This is a genomic window from Asaia sp. SF2.1, from assembly GCF_000505765.1.
In the GTDB taxonomy this organism is placed as follows: domain Bacteria; phylum Pseudomonadota; class Alphaproteobacteria; order Acetobacterales; family Acetobacteraceae; genus Asaia; species Asaia bogorensis.
The window spans coordinates 119,340-137,250 of the sequence record NZ_AYXS01000045.1 but is presented as its reverse complement, the minus strand read 5'-3'; the positions used below and the strand labels follow the sequence as shown (position 1 = coordinate 137,250).

General features: G+C 60.7%; 14 protein-coding genes. 6 read left to right on the top strand and 8 right to left on the bottom strand.

Annotated elements, in window-relative coordinates; all coding sequences use genetic code 11:
• Positions 1-177 precede the first annotated feature (177 nt).
• Entirely contained in the window at positions 178-852 is a 675-nt protein-coding gene (locus P792_RS32715) for a DUF7010 family protein (RefSeq protein WP_023979570.1), read from the top strand.
• On the opposite strand, the gene P792_RS32710 is transcribed toward P792_RS32715, so the two are convergent.
• The 3 genes from P792_RS32710 to acnA all read right to left on the bottom strand — a co-directional run bounded on the left by P792_RS32710 (position 830) and on the right by acnA (position 5,854).
• Entirely contained in the window at positions 830-2,356 is a 1,527-nt protein-coding gene (locus P792_RS32710; protein WP_031241350.1) for an ABC transporter substrate-binding protein/permease, read from the bottom strand. The genes P792_RS32715 and P792_RS32710 overlap by 23 nt on opposite strands.
• Positions 2,357-2,397: 41 nt before the next feature.
• The gene (locus P792_RS32705; RefSeq protein ID WP_081866928.1) at positions 2,398-3,090 is read right to left on the bottom strand and encodes an amino acid ABC transporter ATP-binding protein; all 693 of its coding nucleotides are present in this window, start codon (positions 3,088-3,090) and stop codon (positions 2,398-2,400) included.
• Positions 3,091-3,160: 70 nt separating this feature from the next.
• Positions 3,161-5,854, bottom strand: a complete 2,694-nt coding sequence (gene acnA / locus P792_RS32700) for an aconitate hydratase AcnA (RefSeq protein WP_023979567.1) — start codon at positions 5,852-5,854, stop codon at positions 3,161-3,163.
• Positions 5,855-5,970: 116 nt separating this feature from the next.
• Here acnA and ccmA point away from each other — a divergent pair, with 116 nt between their 5' ends.
• From ccmA to P792_RS32685, 3 genes are all read left to right on the top strand, one after another.
• Positions 5,971-6,660 carry a heme ABC exporter ATP-binding protein CcmA gene (ccmA, locus tag P792_RS32695; protein WP_051395939.1) on the top strand — a complete coding sequence of 230 codons (690 nt, stop codon included), beginning with the start codon at positions 5,971-5,973 and terminating at the stop codon, positions 6,658-6,660.
• On the top strand, positions 6,651-7,322 hold the full coding sequence (gene ccmB / locus P792_RS32690) for a heme exporter protein CcmB (protein WP_031241344.1): 672 nt from the start codon (positions 6,651-6,653) through the stop codon (positions 7,320-7,322). The genes ccmA and ccmB overlap by 10 nt, the downstream gene beginning before the upstream one ends.
• A gap of 172 nt (positions 7,323-7,494) precedes the next feature.
• Positions 7,495-10,800, top strand: a complete 3,306-nt coding sequence (locus tag P792_RS32685; RefSeq protein WP_023979564.1) for a S41 family peptidase — start codon at positions 7,495-7,497, stop codon at positions 10,798-10,800.
• Positions 10,801-11,150: 350 nt separating this feature from the next.
• Here the strand turns inward: P792_RS32685 and P792_RS36140 are convergent, their stop codons facing one another.
• Genes P792_RS36140 through aroQ form a run of 4 tightly spaced genes read right to left on the bottom strand, consistent with a single transcriptional unit; the run spans position 11,151 to position 14,022 of the window.
• Positions 11,151-11,720, bottom strand: coding sequence for an NIPSNAP family protein (locus P792_RS36140; protein WP_023979563.1), 570 nt, complete (start codon positions 11,718-11,720; stop codon positions 11,151-11,153).
• A gap of 21 nt (positions 11,721-11,741) precedes the next feature.
• A complete protein-coding gene (gene accC / locus P792_RS32680) occupies positions 11,742-13,088 on the bottom strand; it encodes an acetyl-CoA carboxylase biotin carboxylase subunit (protein WP_023979562.1) in 1,347 nt (448 codons plus the stop codon).
• Between the two features lie 26 nt (positions 13,089-13,114).
• Entirely contained in the window at positions 13,115-13,570 is a 456-nt protein-coding gene (locus P792_RS32675; protein WP_023979561.1) for an acetyl-CoA carboxylase biotin carboxyl carrier protein subunit, read from the bottom strand.
• Positions 13,567-14,022, bottom strand: coding sequence for a type II 3-dehydroquinate dehydratase (aroQ, locus tag P792_RS32670; protein ID WP_023979560.1), 456 nt, complete (start codon positions 14,020-14,022; stop codon positions 13,567-13,569). The genes P792_RS32675 and aroQ overlap by 4 nt, the downstream gene beginning before the upstream one ends.
• Positions 14,023-14,303: 281 nt before the next feature.
• Between aroQ and P792_RS0119745 the strand changes: the two genes are divergently transcribed.
• The gene (locus P792_RS0119745) at positions 14,304-15,008 is read left to right on the top strand and encodes a septal ring lytic transglycosylase RlpA family protein (protein ID WP_023979559.1); all 705 of its coding nucleotides are present in this window, start codon (positions 14,304-14,306) and stop codon (positions 15,006-15,008) included.
• A gap of 136 nt (positions 15,009-15,144) precedes the next feature.
• Here the strand turns inward: P792_RS0119745 and P792_RS32665 are convergent, their stop codons facing one another.
• Entirely contained in the window at positions 15,145-16,113 is a 969-nt protein-coding gene (locus P792_RS32665; RefSeq protein ID WP_081866937.1) for a YihY/virulence factor BrkB family protein, read from the bottom strand.
• 622 nt (positions 16,114-16,735) lie between these two features.
• Here P792_RS32665 and P792_RS32660 point away from each other — a divergent pair.
• Positions 16,736-17,869, top strand: coding sequence for a type III PLP-dependent enzyme (locus P792_RS32660; protein ID WP_023979557.1), 1,134 nt, complete (start codon positions 16,736-16,738; stop codon positions 17,867-17,869).
• Positions 17,870-17,911 lie beyond the last annotated feature (42 nt).

Genomic DNA, 17,911 nt, shown 5'->3' with positions numbered 1-17,911 from the left:
GATCCGCGAATACGCTCCTCAATCAGCACGCACACCAATATATCGCTTTCATATCGATCATATTTAGAAAATTGATTAAAACTCAGGGCATTAGTGCCATACAAGTACAATCTATATTTGCATAACTAGTCCAAAGACTCACTCAACACCTTGCGCGAATCCTACCTGGCGTAATGCATGTCGGCCATGCCGCTCGGCGGCCTCATCTCCTGGTCATCATTGGCGCTGGCGGGTGTCTGGATGGGTGACAAGCTACCGCTCTTCTCCGTTTTCATGGCTGCGGCCATTCCGTTTCCCTTGGCTCTATTGATCGACAAACTGCGAGGTCAGGTTGGATTGAGAGTGGTGAACCGGCACAACCCGATCACTCAACTTTTCATGCGTTTCATCACCGTCACCAGTGTTTTGGTTCCCTTTGCCATCATTGCAGCGCGCACGGCTCACGACCCGGCTATACTGTTTCTGGGAATCACCATTTTTTCTGGTATTGTCTGGGTACCTCACGGGTGGGGTGCAAATGATCCTGCTGGCTTCAGACATTTTTTACTGCGTAGCGTTCTAGCCTATCTCGCCTATCTGCTCGCGCGCCCCGCCGTGCGTGACGCGGCCATCGCGGGGGCCGCCGCTCTCAGCTATCTTTACGCAATCGCCGCCATGCGGAGACCTATGAGGCGAACACTCGGGCCGAGCTCTGATCGCATTGCGCCCACTCGCAACCGCCATGAGGGGGAGGAATGGGTCAGCCGGACAAGAACCCCGCTCTGCACAATCTTGCGGCGAACGACACGCTTACCTCTGCATCGGACTCAGAAGTTTTGTAACAGAGTTTTCAGTGGTGTCCCGAGCGTGTGAAGCTTTGCCCAAGTCGGCGTTCCACATGGCGGGCAAAACGGACGAAAGGCAGTCCGAGCAGCAGATAGGCCGCACCGATCAGAAGCCCGGTGCCGATATAGTCATAATAGGTCGATGAAAGCCGGATATAGGTCTTTGTCAGCTCGGTCAGCGTGATCACACTCACCAGCGAAGAATCCTTGAGCAGGGCAATGAAGTCGTTGGTCATAACCGGCAGGACAGTGCGGAAAGCCTGCGGCACGATCACCAGTCGCACAGCCTTGGCGCGCGTCATGTTGAGCGCAATGGCCGCCTCCATTTGCCCTCGCGGTACAGAGGAGAGGCCAGCCCGATAATTTTCGGCTTCATAGGCCGCATAGTTCAGGCCCAAAGCCAGCACGCCCGCGAAGAAAGGCGACAGTTTGATCCCTATGCCCGGCAGACCATAGAAAATGAAGAGCACCTGAATAAGCAGAGGCGTGCCGCGCACAATTTCGATGTAGAGACCGCTCAGCCATTGCAGGGGGCGTGCCCCGTAGTGGCGGCACAAGGCAAGCACGAGCCCCAGACTGACGGCAAGGATCATGGAAAGGGCCGACACCACGAGGGTCAGCACGGCCGCCTTGCCGATGATGGGCAGAAATCCGAGATAACGGTGGAGCAGCCCCAGCCAGCCAAGCTGACTGCGCATGGCGTCACGATAGCGCAGCCACGCGACAGGAGGCACCTCACGCACCGTGTGGTCGCCCGTCATGGCCGCCATCTCGGGTGTCCAGAGACTCCAGCGCCGAAGAATGGTCTGAAGCGTCCCATCGCTCATCATGTCGCCCAGCGCACGATCGACGGAATCATGAAGCGCGACATTGCCCGGCTTGAAGGCAATGCCATAGCGGGTCTGTCCCACCGGCTCGCCAACGATCACCAGATCATCGGTCACCCCGGCATAGAAAAGCGCGATGGGCCCGTCGAGCAGGAGCGCATCCAGACGCCCGTTGCGCAGGTCCGAAAAGGCATAGGTTTCCTCTTCGTAAGAGCGCGTGGTAATGCTCGGCTCGTTCTGCAACAGCCGCTCGGCTAGCGTCTCCTTGATCGTTCCGACCACATGCCCCTTGAGGGCCGCGAAACTGGCAAGGTCCTGACGGTCGCGACGCACCACAATGCGATCGCCGGTCACATAGTAGGGCCGTGAGAAGAGCGCCGCCTTCACATGGTCGGGCGTCATCTCGATGCCGTCCACCACCATGTCATACATGCCGCGCTGGAGGCCGGGGATCAGACCATCCCAATCATTCTGCACGAAATGCGGTGTACGCTTCAGGCGCCGGGCGATCTCCTGCACCATGTCGAACTCGAATCCCTCAAGACGATTCGTGTCCGCCGGGTCGTGAAAGACATAGGGAACATTGGCCTCACCATCCGAGGCCCAGTTCAGAACCGACGATGAAGCCGTGTTGCTTATCGCTGGTGGGGGTGAAGATGTCTGGGCATGGACAGAATGGCCACCGATCAGAAGCATCACCCCCATCAGGGCGCCGGCGAGGACCCGCCCTGACACAATGCGGGCCATCACAGCAGCGACCTCAGGAAGCGGCGCGTTCTGGCATCTTCGGGAGCCGCAAAGACTTCTTCAGGGTCGCCGCTCTCGATGATGCGGCCCCCCTCGACATACAGCACGCGGTTCGATGCCGCACGGGCAAAGCGCATATCGTGCGTCACGACGATCTGGGTCATGCCTTCCTCGTCCAGTCTGCGCATGACCTGCAAAACTTCTTCAGCCAGTTCGGGGTCCAGCGCAGAGGTCGGCTCGTCATAGAGCATGATGGCCGGTTTCATGGCCAGGGCGCGGGCAATGGCCGCACGCTGCTGCTGACCGCCAGACAGTGTCGAGGGATAACGGTCAGCCAGACCATCGAGCCCGACCTTCGCCAACAGACCACGCGCCAGCGGCGCGATATCGCCAGTTGCCATGCCTTTAACCGCCCGTGGCGCCAGCATGACATTGTCCAGAACAGTGCGATGGGGAAACAGGTTGAACGACTGGAAAACCATGCCGACATGGGCACGCAGCTTATGGGCACGACGCTCCTGGGCGCGGTTCCAGCCCTGACCGGCGACCGTGTCGATCTCGATATCCCGTATCCGGATCGTTCCGGAATCGGGTATCTCCAGAAAATTAAGACAGCGAAGAAAAGTCGATTTCCCGCAGCCCGAAGGCCCGATGATGGAAATCAGGTCACCACGCCTAACGCGAAGCGACATGTCGTGCAGCACGACATGTCGCCCGAAGCTTTTGGTGATGTTTCTGGCGTCGAGAACGGTCTCGGCGTGATCAGTCAGTTTCGGTCATCCCGCGCAGGACATAAGGGAGAATCCCTCCATGCCTGTAATAGGCGACTTCATCAAGCGTATCGATGCGGCAAAGAAGTTCGACCTGCTCGGTCTCGCCGCTGGCGCGGGTGATGGTCATGGGTACGGTCATACGCGGGGTAATGGACTCGAGCCCACCCAGTGAGATCGTTTCGGTGCCATCCAGCCCGAGCGTCTTGCGCGTCGTGCCCTCACGGAACGTCAGAGGCAGAACGCCCATGCCCACGAGATTGGAACGATGGATACGCTCGAAGCTCTCTGCAATCACGGCCTTGATGCCCAGCAGATTCGTGCCCTTGGCGGCCCAGTCACGCGAGGAGCCCATGCCGTATTCACGCCCGCCAATCACGACCAGCGGCGTGCCATCCTGCTGGTAGCGATGCGCAACGTCATAGATCGACGCCACCGTACCATCAGGCAGGTATTTCGACATGCCGCCCTCGACGCCCGGAAGCATCTCGTTGCGGATACGGATATTGGCAAAGGTGCCACGCACCATCACGCGGTCATTGCCACGGCGGGACCCGTAGGAGTTGTAATCCGCAACCGCCACCTGATGCTCGCTCAGGAACTTGCCCGCCGGGGAAGACGGCTTGATCGCGCCTGCCGGTGAGATGTGGTCGGTCGTGATGTTGTCGCCCAGCAGTGCAAGAATACGCGCATTCTCGATGTCATGCGTCTCGCCCGGCTCCTTGGTCAGCCCTTCGAAATAGGGCGGCTTCTGGATGTAGGTCGAACTGTCCGACCACGCAAAGGTCCGGGCATCGCTGGCAACGGCCAGAGCCTGCCATTGCTTCGTGCCCTTCGAGATGCTGCCATAACGCTCGACAAAGCTCTCACGCGTGACTGAGGACTTGATGAGCGCTGCGATCTCTTCATTGCTCGGCCAGATATCGCGCAGGAAGATTTCCTTGCCATCCTTCGAGATGCCGAGGGGCTCTTTCGTGATGTCCTTGCGCAGGGTGCCAAGCAGGGCATAGGCCACCACCAGCGGCGGGCTGGCGAGGTAGTTGGCGCGCACGTTGGGCGAGATGCGCCCTTCAAAGTTGCGGTTACCCGAAAGTACCGACGTGGCCACCAGACCATTGCCTTCGATCGCATCCACGATCGGCTGGGCGATAGGGCCCGAATTGCCGATGCAGGTCGTGCAGCCATAACCGACCGTCTCGAAACCAAGCGCATCGAGATCAGCGCTGAGGCCCGCCTTGTCGAGATAATCCGTCACCACCTGTGAGCCGGGGGCGAGCGACGTCTTGACCCAGGGCTTGGGCTTGAGACCGAGCGCACGGGCCTTGCGTGCCACCAGACCAGCCGCCACCAGAACCGCCGGGTTGGAGGTGTTGGTGCACGAGGTAATGGCCGCAATCACCACATCACCATGACCGATGTCGTAATCCGACCCGGCCACGATGGCGCGCTTGCGCACGTCGTCCGGCTTCACGCCCAGCGTGGTCGTCAGCGCGTCCTCGAAAGCCGCCGTCGCATTGGTCAGGGCCACGCGATCCTGCGGACGCTTCGGGCCAGCCAGTGAGGGGATGATGGTCGAAAGATCGAGCGACAGAACCTTCGAGAACACAGGCTCAGGCGTATCGGCGTCGCGGAACATGCCCTGGGCGCGCAGATAAGCCTCGGTGAGACGGATGCGATGCTCGTCGCGTCCTGTCTGGTGCAGATAATCCAGCGTCAGCGCATCCACCGGGAAGAACCCGCAGGTTGCACCATATTCCGGCGCCATATTGGCGATGGTCGAACGATCGGCCACCGGCAGATGATCAAGGGCGGGACCGAAGAATTCCACGAATTTGCCAACCACGCCTTCGGCGCGCAGCATTTCGGTAATGGTCAGCACGAGATCGGTCGCGGTTGCGCCTTCAGGCAGAACGCCTTCCAGGCGCACACCGATCACGTCCGGGATCAGCATGGCAATAGGCTGGCCAAGCATCGCGGCCTCGGCCTCAATGCCGCCCACACCCCAGCCGAGCACGCCCATACCGTTCACCATGGTGGTGTGGCTGTCCGTACCATAGAGGGTATCGGGATAGGCGTAGTCCTTGCCATCGACCTTTCCGGTCCAGACGGCCTGCGCCAGATATTCGAGATTGACCTGATGGCAGATGCCTGCACCCGGCGGCACAACACGGAAGTTCTCGAATGCGCCCTGGCCCCAGCGCAGGAAGGCATAACGCTCGCCATTGCGCTCGAACTCGATCTCGACATTGCGTTCCAGCGCATCGGCGCTGCCCGCCACATCCACCATGACCGAGTGATCGATCACGAGGTCGACCGGCACCAGCGGGTTCACCTTCTCCGGGTCACCATCAAGGGCAATGATGCCGTCGCGCATGGCAGCGAGATCGACCACGGCCGGAACGCCGGTGAAATCCTGCATGAGGATACGCGCCGGTTTGAAGGGCACTTCCTGATCCGAATGGCCCTTTGCCGTCCAGTCGACAATGGCCTGCGCATCTTCAGTGCGATAGCTCAGCCCGTCCTCGAAACGCAGAACGTTCTCGAGAAGAACCTTGAGGCTGACCGGCAGGCGGGACAGATTGCCCAGCTTGGCCGCCGCCTCTGGCAGGGAGAAGATGTGGTACTTTCGGCCATCAACCTCCAGATCCCGCATCACGCCCAGGGAATCCCGTCCAACGGTTCTCATGGCTTGTCCTCCTGCCTTGTCAACTGGCCCTCAAGGGCTGAGCCTTCTATACAGTCTCGACCCTTATTCGCACAGAGTCGAATAAAACTCTCTCAGGAAGATGTTATTTCCGCACAATGTCAGGCTTTCCCTCGCCTCCAGCGCCCTGGCTCAGTTTGCATGACGTAACCGTGATACGCGGCGATCGTCTGGTGCTGGATGGACTCAGCCTGTCGCTCGCGCCCGGCGAGGCCATCCTGCTCACGGGTCCGAATGGTGCGGGCAAATCGACCCTGCTCCGTTTTCTGGCCGGGCTCTGCCCCGCACAGGGTGGTCAGGTCACCTGGAATGGCGAGACGAGGTCAGCCGACAGGCTCGATCCGACACAGGCTCTGGATATCGCGTATCTTGGCCATCAGGATGCGCTCAAGCCTGCTCTTACCCTGCGTCAGAACCTGAGCCTTGAGGCCGGGTTATTTGGGACACGAACAACAAAAGGGGACAAGGGTGCAGCGCTGGATCAGGCTCTCGACCTCCTTGGCCTGATAACGCTGGCTGATCTGCCGACGCGCCTTCTTTCGGCAGGCCAGAAAAGACGCGGCGCTTTCGCCCGCCTCCTTCTGCGCCACGCGCCCGTCTGGTTGCTGGATGAACCGAGCCTCGGGCTGGATGCGCACGCAATCGAAACACTCGGGCATGTGATGGCCCGGCATCGTGCCCGGGGTGGCATGATCATCGCCACAACCCATGTTCCCCTGCCCCTGACCGATGCCATGATCCTCGCTCTCACTCCCACGGCTTTTCAGGGGAGTGACCCATGCTGGTGAGCGCTTTCCTCTCCCTCATCCGGCGCGACCTGTCTCTTGCCGTGCGCTTTGGGGCCGACACGCTCGCGGCTGTTCTTTTCTTCGTGCTCTGTGCCAGCCTCTTTCCGCTGGCGCTTGGACCATCGCCGGTTCTGCTTCACCGCATGGCCCCAGGCATTATCTGGGTCTGCGCGCTGCTGGCCAGCCTGTTGCCGCTCGACCGGCTTTTTGGTGCCGAGCTTGATGATGGCGGCCTCGATCACCTTCTGCTTCTGGGCCTACCCCCTTCGCTGGTGGCGCTTGCCAAGATCATCGCGCACTGGCTGACAACCGGCGTGCCCCTGCTCGTTGCGGCCGGCCCTCTTACACTCATGCTGGGGGGCACGCCGGGCGATATCCTGCCACTGCTGGCCGGGCTCGTGCCGGGCACGGCGCTGCTTTCGCTTCTGGGGGGAATGGCGGCGGGGCTCGTGCTGGGCGCGCGACGTGGCAGCATCCTGCTGCCGCTTCTGACTCTGCCCCTCGCCTCACCTGTGCTGATCTTTGGCGCAGCAGCCGCCGATGCGGCGACCAATGGTCAAAGCAACAGGGTGGAGCTGAGCATACTCGGCGCCTTTCTGGCGCTGGCACTGCCTCTGTGCCCCCTCGCCGCGGGGTACGGATTACGCGCCGCTACCAGCTAAGGCCCTTCCCGGTGCCGTTTCCTGTGCCATTCGGCCCCCTCTCAGCACCCGAATACAGGCCATGAGGCTTGCGTTTGAGGACACTTCACAGTTTCTATTTGCAACCCCGTCGAGGTGAGGCTTCCGCGCCGCTCTCCCGCATCACAGAATTTCGTTGCTCCAGAAGGTGTTTATGCGTCTCTCCTCCCTTCTCGCCAGTACCGCTATTGCCAGCCTGACCCTGCTTGGCCTTGCCTCGCCTCCTGCCCAGGCTGCGCCCGGCTATCTGCGTGATCCCGCCCTGTCAGGCACGACCCTTGTCTTTGATGACGAGCAATCGGTGTGGAGCGCCCCCTTGCAGGGCGGCAACGCAACGCGCCTGACCGCACCAATCGGCTCGGATCCGCATCCCATTCTCTCACCGGATGGCAAGCAGGTCGCCTTTCTGGCCAATTATGACGGCCCGCAGGAAATCTATGTCATGCCGGTCGAAGGGGGGACGGCCAGGCGCGTCACCTTCGAGAACCAGAATGTCATGCCCATTGGCTGGGACAGAAAGGCGGGTATTCTTTACAGTTCTGCTCCCGCGACGGGCCCGGGACTGAGCCGCGTGGTAAGCGCGATCCTTCCCGTAAGCGGCACGAAGCGCACCTACCCTTTAGCCGATGCCAATGACGCTGCCCTGAGCGCTGACGGACAATGGCTTTATTTTGTCCGTTTCGGCACGGCCGTCTCCCATGATCACCTCAGGCTGTATCGCGGCGGGGCTGTGGCGCAACTTTGGCGCTATCGCCTCAAGGGCGGCGGTGAAGCCGAACGTCTGGGGCCGCAAAACGTCAATCTGCGCCGCCCGATGCTCTGGAAAGACCGGCTGATCGTCATCAGCGACCAGAGCGGCCGCGACAATCTCTGGAGCTATGCGCTGGATGGCACGGATGGCCATCCGCTCACGCAACATGATGATTTCGGCATCAGACAGGCCAGCCTGAGCGGCCACGATGTGGTTTATCAGCGCGGAGCCGATCTCTATCACTTCGACCTCGATACCGGCGCCGAGACGCTCATTCCCGTTGATGTTGTCAGTGACAATGCTGCGCGGCGCCCTCAGTGGCTTGATAATCCTTTCCCCTATCTGACCGATATCGATCTCGCGCCCAACGGCAAGCAGGTCGCCCTGACCCTGCGTGGTCACGTGGCGCTCGCCAGCGCGGGGCCGCAAAGACGCATCACGCTGGCAACCGCAGCGAGCACACGGTTGCGTCATGCCAGCCTCTCCCCTGACGGCAAGACGCTTTATGCATTCAGCGACAAGGGCGGGGAATCCGAGCTCTGGGCTTTTCCGGCCACGGGAGGCGCCGAAGGTACGGCCCTGACCCATGCCAGCAAGAGCGAGCCTACCGGGCTCTGGGTGTCGCCCGATGGCACCCATATCGCTCATACCGATCTTGCCGGGCATCTGTATATTCTGGACGTTGCGACACGCACCGACAAACTCATCGACGATGCTCGTCTCGACGGGCAGAGCGATTATGAATCGGTGGTCTGGTCCCATGATGGCCGGGCGCTGGCCTTTACACGGGCGCGGGGGGATAATGTCCGGCGCCAGATCGCACTTTATCCTCTTGAGACAGGGGCCACGCTCTGGGCCACGACGCCGGACTACGATTCCTATGCACCGCGCTTCAGCCCGGATGGTCACTTCCTGTGGTTCCTGTCCGACAGACTTTTCAAGCTGAGCAATGGCAGCCCCTGGGGGGACCGCAACCCCGCACCCGTGTTCGGGCCTCGTACGGGAATTTTCGCGCTTGCCCTGCACAAGAGCGCGCGTTTCCCCTTCGCGCCGCACAATGAGCTCGAACCGGCAGCCCCGGCCAAGCCTACCGAGAAGCCAGCCGCGCCGTCGAACGCCAAAACCCCGGTTTTCGACCCCGACGGTCTGGCCGCACGCCTGTATCAACTGCCCGTCCCGGCGGCGGATTACAGCCAGATCGAGATCGCGCCTGACTATCTCTATCTGCTGGCAAAAAAGCCGGACGACCTGACAGCCAAGAACGACGGAATGACGCTGTATTCCGTCAAGGTGACCCGCGACGAGATCAAGCCCAAGGTCTTTGCAGCAGATCTCAGGGATTTCAGCCTGACACCGGATGGCAAGACACTCATGCTTGTCTCCGGCAAGGAAAAGCAGCGACCCAAGATCCAGCTTGTCCCGGCGGGCGCGACGCTGGGTGATGCTGGAGGGCCGGAGTCACAGGTCAGTCTCGATGGCCTGCGACTGCGCATTGACCCCGGTGCGGAATGGCAGGACATGTTCACCGATGCGTGGCGTCTGCATCGCGACCATTTTTATGACCCTGCACTGCATGGCGTGGACTGGAACAGCATCCGCGAACGCTACCGGCCGCTTCTGGCCCGCATAGGCGACCGCCCGGATCTGGATGATCTGCTCGGCCAGATGATGGGTGAACTCAATGCCCTTCACTCGCAGCTTCGCCCTGCCGAAACCACAACCCGCGACAATGAAACCCTGATTGCCGGCCTTGGTGCCCATCTGACACGCCAGCCGGGCGGCTTTCTGATTGATCGCATCTACACAGGCAACCCGGATCTCCCGCAGGATCGCGCGCCGCTGGCGGCACCGGATGTCGATGCGCAGCCGGGTGATCTGATTGTCTCCCTCAACGGGCAAAGCCTGGCCGACCTGCCGGATCTGTCTTCGCTGCTTGCCAATCAGGCAGGCAAACAGGTGCTTCTGACGCTCAAACGCAAGGACAGGCAATTTCAGACCATCGTCACGCCGGTATCTGCCAAACAGGAGGCCAGTCTGCGTCTGCGTGCCTGGGAAAGCGAGCGCGCCGAACGCGTCGAAAAGGACAGCCACGGGCGGATAGGCTACCTGCACCTGCGCGCCATGGGCCCGGACGATATTGCAGCGTTCACACGCGACTTCTATGCCCAGACCGATAAGGACGGGCTGATTATCGATGTTCGTCGCAATCTGGGTGGCAATATCGATTCCTGGGTGCTTTCGCAGCTGTTACGCAAGGTCTGGATGTTCTGGTCCGACCATGGCAAGGCATCGCAAGGCAATATGCAACAGGCCTTCAGGGGGCATATCGTCGTCCTGTGCGATGAATTCACCTACTCGGATGGCGAGACCTTCTCGCAAGGCGTGAAGGCGCTCGGCATAGGACCGTTGATTGGCATGCGCACAGCCGGAGCAGGCGTATGGCTTTCAGACTCCGATCGCCTGGCCGATAACGGCCTGCCCCGGACGGCACAGCATCCCTATTTCGACATGAAGGGCCATTGGCTTGTCGAAAACCACGGCGTGGAGCCCGACATTGCCGTCGAGAACATGCCGGTCGCGACCTCCAACGGTCAGGACCAGCAACTCGACAAGGCGTTGGAAACCCTGAACGGGCTGCTGCAAAAGCAGCCCATTACCCCAATGGCGGCTGAGGGCTTATCGGGCGCCGCGGAAGCTTTGCCGCACTGACTGCGATCCTGTCTCCCACCTTCGAGCGGGGGACAGGATACTGGCCTGCCGACGCCGGTCATGCAGACAGCCTGATCCCGGCGGTCGGGCGATATGTTTTCGCAGAGCGATATCGCCCCCGGTGCTAGAGGAGACCGGACAAGCCGGATCGAGGGAACGGACGCATTTGACCGACACCCAGTCTGTGCCCTTGGCACGTATGCTTCGATTCGAGGGGCTTGCCGGCGCAACAATCTGGCCACTCAGCCGAACGGACCCGTCACCATTGGTCTGTACCCGGGATAGGACGACATTCCTTCCCGAGCTTCGGTCATCCGATGCGCAGGGCGCGAAGCCCGACAGCGTTGCCTTTAACGGCTGGGCGAGAAAGCCACTGGCGTCAGGATACTGCTTTGCATGGTGCCGAGCAGGGGCAGGATATTTTTTGGCGGCCACGCACCACTTTCCACCGCCAGCTTCCGCTTGGCAGCACGGTCCGCGAGATCGGCATAAGGCCAGATGTGAAGGAGGCGTGATGCGCCCTGGGAGGCGGTCATAACGGCGTAGGCGGGGGAGATCTCGGCCCGCGCGGGAGTCGAGGCCTCCATCAGACCGACGACCTGTGCCTCGCACCCGTCCAGGATATCATAGAGACGCCACTCATAGGCACCGCCATACGTGCCGGGCTGCGGGGACGTTCCAGCGTGGAGCGTCCATTCCTGCTGCACAATGCCCTGCACGCCGTGATCAGAACCGGGCCACACGATGTCGTCCGGCAGCTTCTCGAACATGACGACAACCTGATTCAGGATGCCCAGTTCGGTTGTCCAGCATCCAAGGAAACCGGCACGCCCCACAAGTGGCGCCTCAAGCGCGGCGACAACCTGAGGAACGCTGCCCGAGCGGCAGGTGAGAACAAAGGTTTCAACACATACCGACATCGGGGCTTTTCCTCGCGCTTCTTACTTCTTGAGTGATTCGACGAATTTTTCCAGCCAGTGAATCGTGTAGTCACCCTTCTGGAACTGCGGGTCCGCCAGAATCTTGCGATGCAGCGGAATGACCGTTTTCACGCCATCGACCACACATTCATCCAGCGCACGCATCATGCGGGCAATGGCTTCTGCACGGGTCGGCGCATGGACAATGAGCTTGGCAATCATGCTGTCGTAGTAAGGGGGCACGCGATAACCCGCATAGATGGCGCTATCGATGCGCACACCCAGCCCGCCTGGTGCATGGAACACCTTGATCGTGCCGGGGTTGGGCATGAACGTCTCGGGGTCTTCAGCATTGATGCGGCACTCGATGGCATGACCGCTGAACGTGATGTCCGACTGCTCGTATCCAAGGGCTTCACCGGCCGCGACACGGATCTGCTCACGTACCAGATCGACGTCGCACACCATCTCGGTCACCGGATGCTCGACCTGCAGACGCGTGTTCATCTCGATGAAGCAGAACTGACCGTCCTGATACAGGAATTCGAGCGTACCGGCATTGCGATAGCCCATCTTCTTCAACGCTGACGTTGCGGTGGCGCCGATCGCGTCACGCTCTTCGGCGGTCAGGACGGGTGAGCCAGCCTCTTCCAGAAGCTTCTGGTGGCGACGCTGCAGCGAGCAGTCACGCTCGCCGAAATGCACGACATTGCCATGCGTGTCGGCCATGATCTGCAGCTCGATATGACGCGGCTTGTCGAGATATTTCTCGAGATAGACCTCGTCATTACCAAACGCTGCGCGTGCTTCGGTACGAGCGACCGACCAGGCTTCCTCGATCTCATCCTCGGTCTGAGCGACCTTCATGCCGCGACCACCGCCACCGGCGGCAGCCTTGATCAGCACAGGATAGCCGACCTTGGCAGCAACTTCACGCGCTGCTGCCAGATCGCGCAAGGCACCATCAGAGCCCGGCACAAGCGGTACACCAAGCTCACGCATGGTGGTCTTGGCCATAATCTTATCACCCATCGTACGGATATGATGGGCGGTCGGGCCAATGAACACGAAGCCGTGCTCCTCGACCGTCTCAGCAAAATCGGCATTCTCGGACAGGAAGCCATAACCCGGATGAATGGCTTCTGCCCCGGTAATGGTCGCGGCGGAGAGAATGGCCGCCACGTTCAGATAGGATTCGCGCGACGAAGGCGGGCCGATGCAGACCGCCTCATCCGCCAGTCGGACATGCATGGCATCGGCATCGGCCGTGGAATGCACGGCAACCGTTGCAATGCCCAGTTCACGGCAGGCGCGCAGGATGCGAAGCGCGATTTCGCCGCGATTGGCGATCAGGATCTTGGAAAACATCAGGCCCCAGACTCAGTCAATAATGCTTATTCTATGATGGCGAGCGCTTCGCCGAATTCAACCGGGTCACCGCTGGAAACCAGGATACGCTTCAATGTGCCGCCACGCGGCGCCTTGATCTGATTGAAGGTCTTCATGGCCTCGATCAGCATCAGGGTCTGACCGGCTGCAACGGCCTGACCTTCCTGCACGAAAGGCGGTGCCGACGGATCGGGCGCCAGATAGGCAATGCCGACCATCGGGCTGTTGACAGCGCCAGGGTGGCTTGCTGCATCGACCGGCGCAGCAGCCGGAGCAGGCGCTGCAACCGGCGCTGCGGCAACAGGGGCCGCGCCCACAGCGTGCACAACCTGACCACCGGCATTGCGGGCCACACGAATGCGGCTGTCCTTTTCCGCGACCTCGATTTCGGTCAGTCCGGTTTCGGTCAGAATATCAGCCAATGCCCGGATGGCATCCGCGTCCACGAGCATACGGCTCATCGTTCGTCCTCGTCTTCAATCATGTCATAGAGTGCACGCAATGCCATGGCATAGCCACGCACACCAAACCCGCAGATTACGCCAATAGCGGCCTGGGAGGTATAGGTATGATGGCGAAAGGCGTCGCGGCGATGGATATTGGAGATATGAACCTCCACCGTCGGCAGACCGGTGGCCAGCAGCGCATCGAGCAAAGCGATGGAGGTGTGGCCATAGGCCGCCGGATTGATCACGATGCCACGCGCCCTCCCCCGGCATTCCTGGATCCAGGAAACCAGTTCGCCCTCGATATTCGTCTGACGAAAATCGATGGCAACATCGAGCTGCTCGGCAGCCTGGATGCAGACCTGTTCGAGGTCATCCAGGGTCGCATGGCCGTATATTTCCGGCTGCCGCATTCCGAGCATGTTGAGGTTGGGGCCGTTAAGCACGGCAATCATCGGGCGAATCATGAGAGGAGCCCGTAGCACTTTCACAACTTGCGTAAAAGCCTCCCTGCACCGCACCGCAGGATTACGCCTCATTCCTGCCCTGTTTATAGGCTCACTTGCCACACAGGAGACAGACAGGTGGCAGTTTCACGGTGATGATGCGGTGCAAAAAACCTTGCCCCGCCTCAGGATTTCGTGATCGGGCCGGTCTGTGATACACACGTCGTTCGCCGCCTTGGCTTGTCGGGGCAATCGTTCGTTCGGAGTAACTGGGCAAAAGGCTGCACGCTGTCGTGACATCTATGAAAAGCAGAAAACGCGCATACAGTTCCACGGAACGCTGCAAGAAGCGTCTCCGCGCTCGAATCGGTGGCATCGCTCTGCTTTGCACAGTGCTCGCGCCAAAACACGGCGCTCATGCCGCAACAACCTCCCAGCCGGACCAGCTGACCGAAGCCCCCGCCGATCATGCGCCCTGGGCTTCTTCAGTGCGGCTTGCCCTCGCCAAGCGGGCCCATCGCATTGCTCTTGCGAGCCATAATGTCCTCGCCTGGTCGGAACATGGCGTCGCCAGCTGGTACGGTCGTCGCCTTGCCGGCCATCGCACAAGCAGCGGTGAGCGCCTAGACAGTCATGCTCTAACCGCAGCCCATCCGACCCTGCCCATGGGATCCAAGGTTCTCGTCCAGAACGAGGACACGGGACGCTCTGTTATCGTCACGGTGAACGATCGCGGACCGTTCAACAGCCGCATCATCGATCTCTCCCATGCAGCCGCCGCAGAGATCGGCATGTTGGGTAGCGGTACAGCCCATGTGAAGATTGCTCCAATCCCGGCCGGCGCGCCGATCAAGGAAGACGAGCCGATCGAAGTGGCCGAGGCAGAGGCCGACGACACGAATGCCCAAGCGATGGACGCTGTGACCCCGGTCATGACACCGCATGAGGCTAAAACGGCCTCAGCCTCGCACGCACCGGTTCATCACGCCCGCCATCACCATAAGTAAGAGGCCGCGGGGCCACTCATATGCCTGATGCGCCTCTAAGCGAAAATTCTGGGGCTTACGATTCCAATAGAAAAAGGCACCGGTATGATCCGGTGCCTTTTCTGTTTTCAGGCCCTTGCGCGCCTACGCCCGCTCGTTAATCCCCGCTTTGTACCGCCGCAGGCTCAGGTTCCTCCTGCACACGGGTCATACCGGGCATCTTGGGGTTGAAGCCTCGCATCCGGTCCTCGAGCCCGGCATTCAGTTCTGCGCCAAACAGCACGACATAGGTGCCAACGAAGAACCACATCATGATGGCAGCGACGGCGCCCAGGGGACCGTAAGTTGAGCCGTAGCTCGCGAAATGGCTCACATAATAGGAGAAGGCGAGCGAGGTCAGAACCCAGAGGAGCGTTGCGACCAGCGAGCCTGGCACGATCCAGCGCCAGTCCGGTTTGTCGCGGCAGGGGCCGTAGCGGAACAGCAACGTCACCGCCATGAACACAAAAAGCAGCATGAGAGCCGGCGCACCGAAATGGACGATGTAGCGCGTGCTGTAGCTCATGAGGTAATCCGTGAGATACAGGATTTCCGGCGGCAGGTTGCGCAGACCGAACCTGTTGAGCAGGTCCGGCAGGTAATCGATCAGCGCCGGGAACGCCACCATCAGGGCCAGCGTAAGGCAGGCGCCCACGACCGCGCCGAAAGTCACCCCCAGAGCGAGAAACTGGAACCGGAAGAAACCGCGTGTTTCCAGAACGTCATAAGCGAGGTTGAGCGCAGACAGCACCGATTTCGTGCTTGCAGACGCGGACCACAAAGCGATCACGGTGGAGAAAATCAGGCCGACAGTCAGTGACGCATGAGGCTGGGCGATCAGCGTATGGATCTGTGAGGCAATCAGTTCGAACGCAGTCGGCGGAAGCAGATTACGCAGCACATTGAGCTGAGGCTCGACCGTCTGCAGATCGAAAATCAGCCCATAGACTGAAATCAAAGAGGATATGGCCGGGAAAAGCGAGAGCGTGGCGTAGAAGGCGCAGCCTGCAGCCGAGAGACTGGTCTGGCTCGATCCCAGATTGCTGAATGTCTGGCGCATGACCAGTTTCCAGCCGCCCAGCGGCATGTGGATGGGGCTTCGTGCCCCCGTGCCGGGTGCTTCGCGACCCAAGGCCTCTTCCGGGATGTCGACTTCCCCTACTGAGGTGTCCTCCTCCCGCTGGTCCGGCGTCGCGTTGCGCGTTGCAGTCGTATCAATCTCGGTCGGTCGTGCCTCCCCAAGGGCACCGCCCGATTCTGCAGCAGCTCGCGACAACTGAGTTTTCTGGGTCGGTGACTCGTCCACAAACACTTCCTTCTACCAAAGCAGCCCCGTTCCGCCTGATGAACACAGCATATGTCACCCGGCGCGCGGCACAGATTTACTGTCGGAATGACGCCCCGGCACGAGAAACGTTGCAGGCCCACCGACGTTGAAACGCGACAACTGCGGCCCCCATGTGAAAAATACAAGTCCGGCCCATTTTTTAGTTGCAACAGGGGGACTTTGGTCCCATATGCGCCGCACGCAGCAACGCACGTGCCACTGGCCCTCTGTAGGTTACGCAACGACGTCAAGCGTTCTGGCAATCGGGCTGATCCTGCTCACTTTCACGGGCACTCAGCCTCGTCCTGATCGCCGGTCCGTTCGACCGTTTCGCAACAATTCCGCCCGTGCAGTTCCGGGCGGATTTCGGGAGGAGTGACTCATGACTCCGAAAATCGTCCGCTATCTTGCCGAGCAGCAACCGGCAACTCCCTGCCTCGTGGTCGATGTCGATCATGTCGAGGCACGCTATCATGCCCTGCGTGATGCCCTGCCGCTTGCGCAGATCTATTACGCCGTCAAAGCCAACCCGGCTGCCCCGATCCTTGAGCGCCTCGTGCGTCTGGGCTCGTCTTTCGATGCGGCCTCCATCGGTGAAATCCACCAGTGCCTTACCGCTGGCGCACAGCCCAGCCAGATTTCGTTCGGCAACACCGTCAAGAAGGTCTCGTCCATTCGGGAGGCGTTCGGTCTTGGCGTCGACCTGTTCGTTTTCGACAGCGAGGAAGAGCTGGCAAAGCTGGCTGAACACGCCCCCGGCTCGCGCGTTTTCTGCCGCCTTGCCGTCGAGAATGAGGGCGCTGACTGGCCGCTGTCGCGCAAGTTCGGCACCACGGTCAATCATGCCAGGGATCTGCTGCTGAAGTCGGTCGAGCTCGGCCTCGAACCCTACGGCCTGTCCTTCCACGTGGGCAGCCAGCAGACCAGCACGGCTGCCTATGAGGCGGCTATTGCCAAGGTCGCCATGCTTTTCACCGATCTCTCGGCGGCTGGCATCGATCTCAAGATGGTCAATCTCGGTGGCGGGTTCCCCGTACGTTACCGCGACGACATTCCCGAGATCGAACAGTTCGGTCTGGCCATTGGTCGCGCCATGACCGAGCATTTCGGCAATGCCCTGCCGCAGATGCTGATCGAGCCGGGCCGATTCATGGTGGCTGAAGCCGGGGTTGTCTCGACCGAAGTCGTGCTTGTCAGCCGCCGTGGTGGCAAGGAAAGCGATCCGCGCTGGGTCTACCTCGATATCGGTCGTTTCGGCGGTCTGGCCGAGACCGAAGGCGAGGCCATTCGCTATCGTTTCCGCACCCCGCATGACGGTCTGCCCACGGGTGAGACAGTCGTTGCCGGCCCGAGCTGCGATGGCGTCGATATCATGTATGAGAAGAACCGCGTCCAGCTGCCACACGCCCTAAATTCGGGTGATCGTATCGAGCTGCTGACCACCGGCGCCTATGTCACCACCTACTGCTCCACCGGCTTCAACGGCTTTGCCCCACTGAGCGAGCATTATATTTGAGCGCTTAATCTGGCCCTGGCTCGCGGCGGTCATGCACGCTGA

Excerpts from the sequence above, each read along its gene's own strand:
- P792_RS32715 (WP_023979570.1), top strand. The coding sequence starts at position 178 with ATGTCGGCCATGCCGCTCGGCGGCCTCATCTCCTGGTCATCATTGGCG.
- P792_RS32710 (WP_031241350.1), bottom strand. The coding sequence starts at position 2,356 with ATGGGGGTGATGCTTCTGATCGGTGGCCATTCTGTCCATGCCCAGACA.
- P792_RS32705 (WP_081866928.1), bottom strand. The coding sequence starts at position 3,090 with ATGTCGCTTCGCGTTAGGCGTGGTGACCTGATTTCCATCATCGGGCCT.
- acnA (WP_023979567.1), bottom strand. The coding sequence starts at position 5,854 with ATGAGAACCGTTGGACGGGATTCCCTGGGCGTGATGCGGGATCTGGAG.
- ccmA (WP_051395939.1), top strand. The coding sequence starts at position 5,971 with ATGTCAGGCTTTCCCTCGCCTCCAGCGCCCTGGCTCAGTTTGCATGAC.
- ccmB (WP_031241344.1), top strand. The coding sequence starts at position 6,651 with ATGCTGGTGAGCGCTTTCCTCTCCCTCATCCGGCGCGACCTGTCTCTT.
- P792_RS32685 (WP_023979564.1), top strand. The coding sequence starts at position 7,495 with ATGCGTCTCTCCTCCCTTCTCGCCAGTACCGCTATTGCCAGCCTGACC.
- P792_RS36140 (WP_023979563.1), bottom strand. The coding sequence starts at position 11,720 with ATGTCGGTATGTGTTGAAACCTTTGTTCTCACCTGCCGCTCGGGCAGC.
- accC (WP_023979562.1), bottom strand. The coding sequence starts at position 13,088 with ATGTTTTCCAAGATCCTGATCGCCAATCGCGGCGAAATCGCGCTTCGC.
- P792_RS32675 (WP_023979561.1), bottom strand. The coding sequence starts at position 13,570 with ATGAGCCGTATGCTCGTGGACGCGGATGCCATCCGGGCATTGGCTGAT.
- aroQ (WP_023979560.1), bottom strand. The coding sequence starts at position 14,022 with ATGATTCGCCCGATGATTGCCGTGCTTAACGGCCCCAACCTCAACATG.
- P792_RS0119745 (WP_023979559.1), top strand. The coding sequence starts at position 14,304 with ATGAAAAGCAGAAAACGCGCATACAGTTCCACGGAACGCTGCAAGAAG.
- P792_RS32665 (WP_081866937.1), bottom strand. The coding sequence starts at position 16,113 with ATGCCGCTGGGCGGCTGGAAACTGGTCATGCGCCAGACATTCAGCAAT.
- P792_RS32660 (WP_023979557.1), top strand. The coding sequence starts at position 16,736 with ATGACTCCGAAAATCGTCCGCTATCTTGCCGAGCAGCAACCGGCAACT.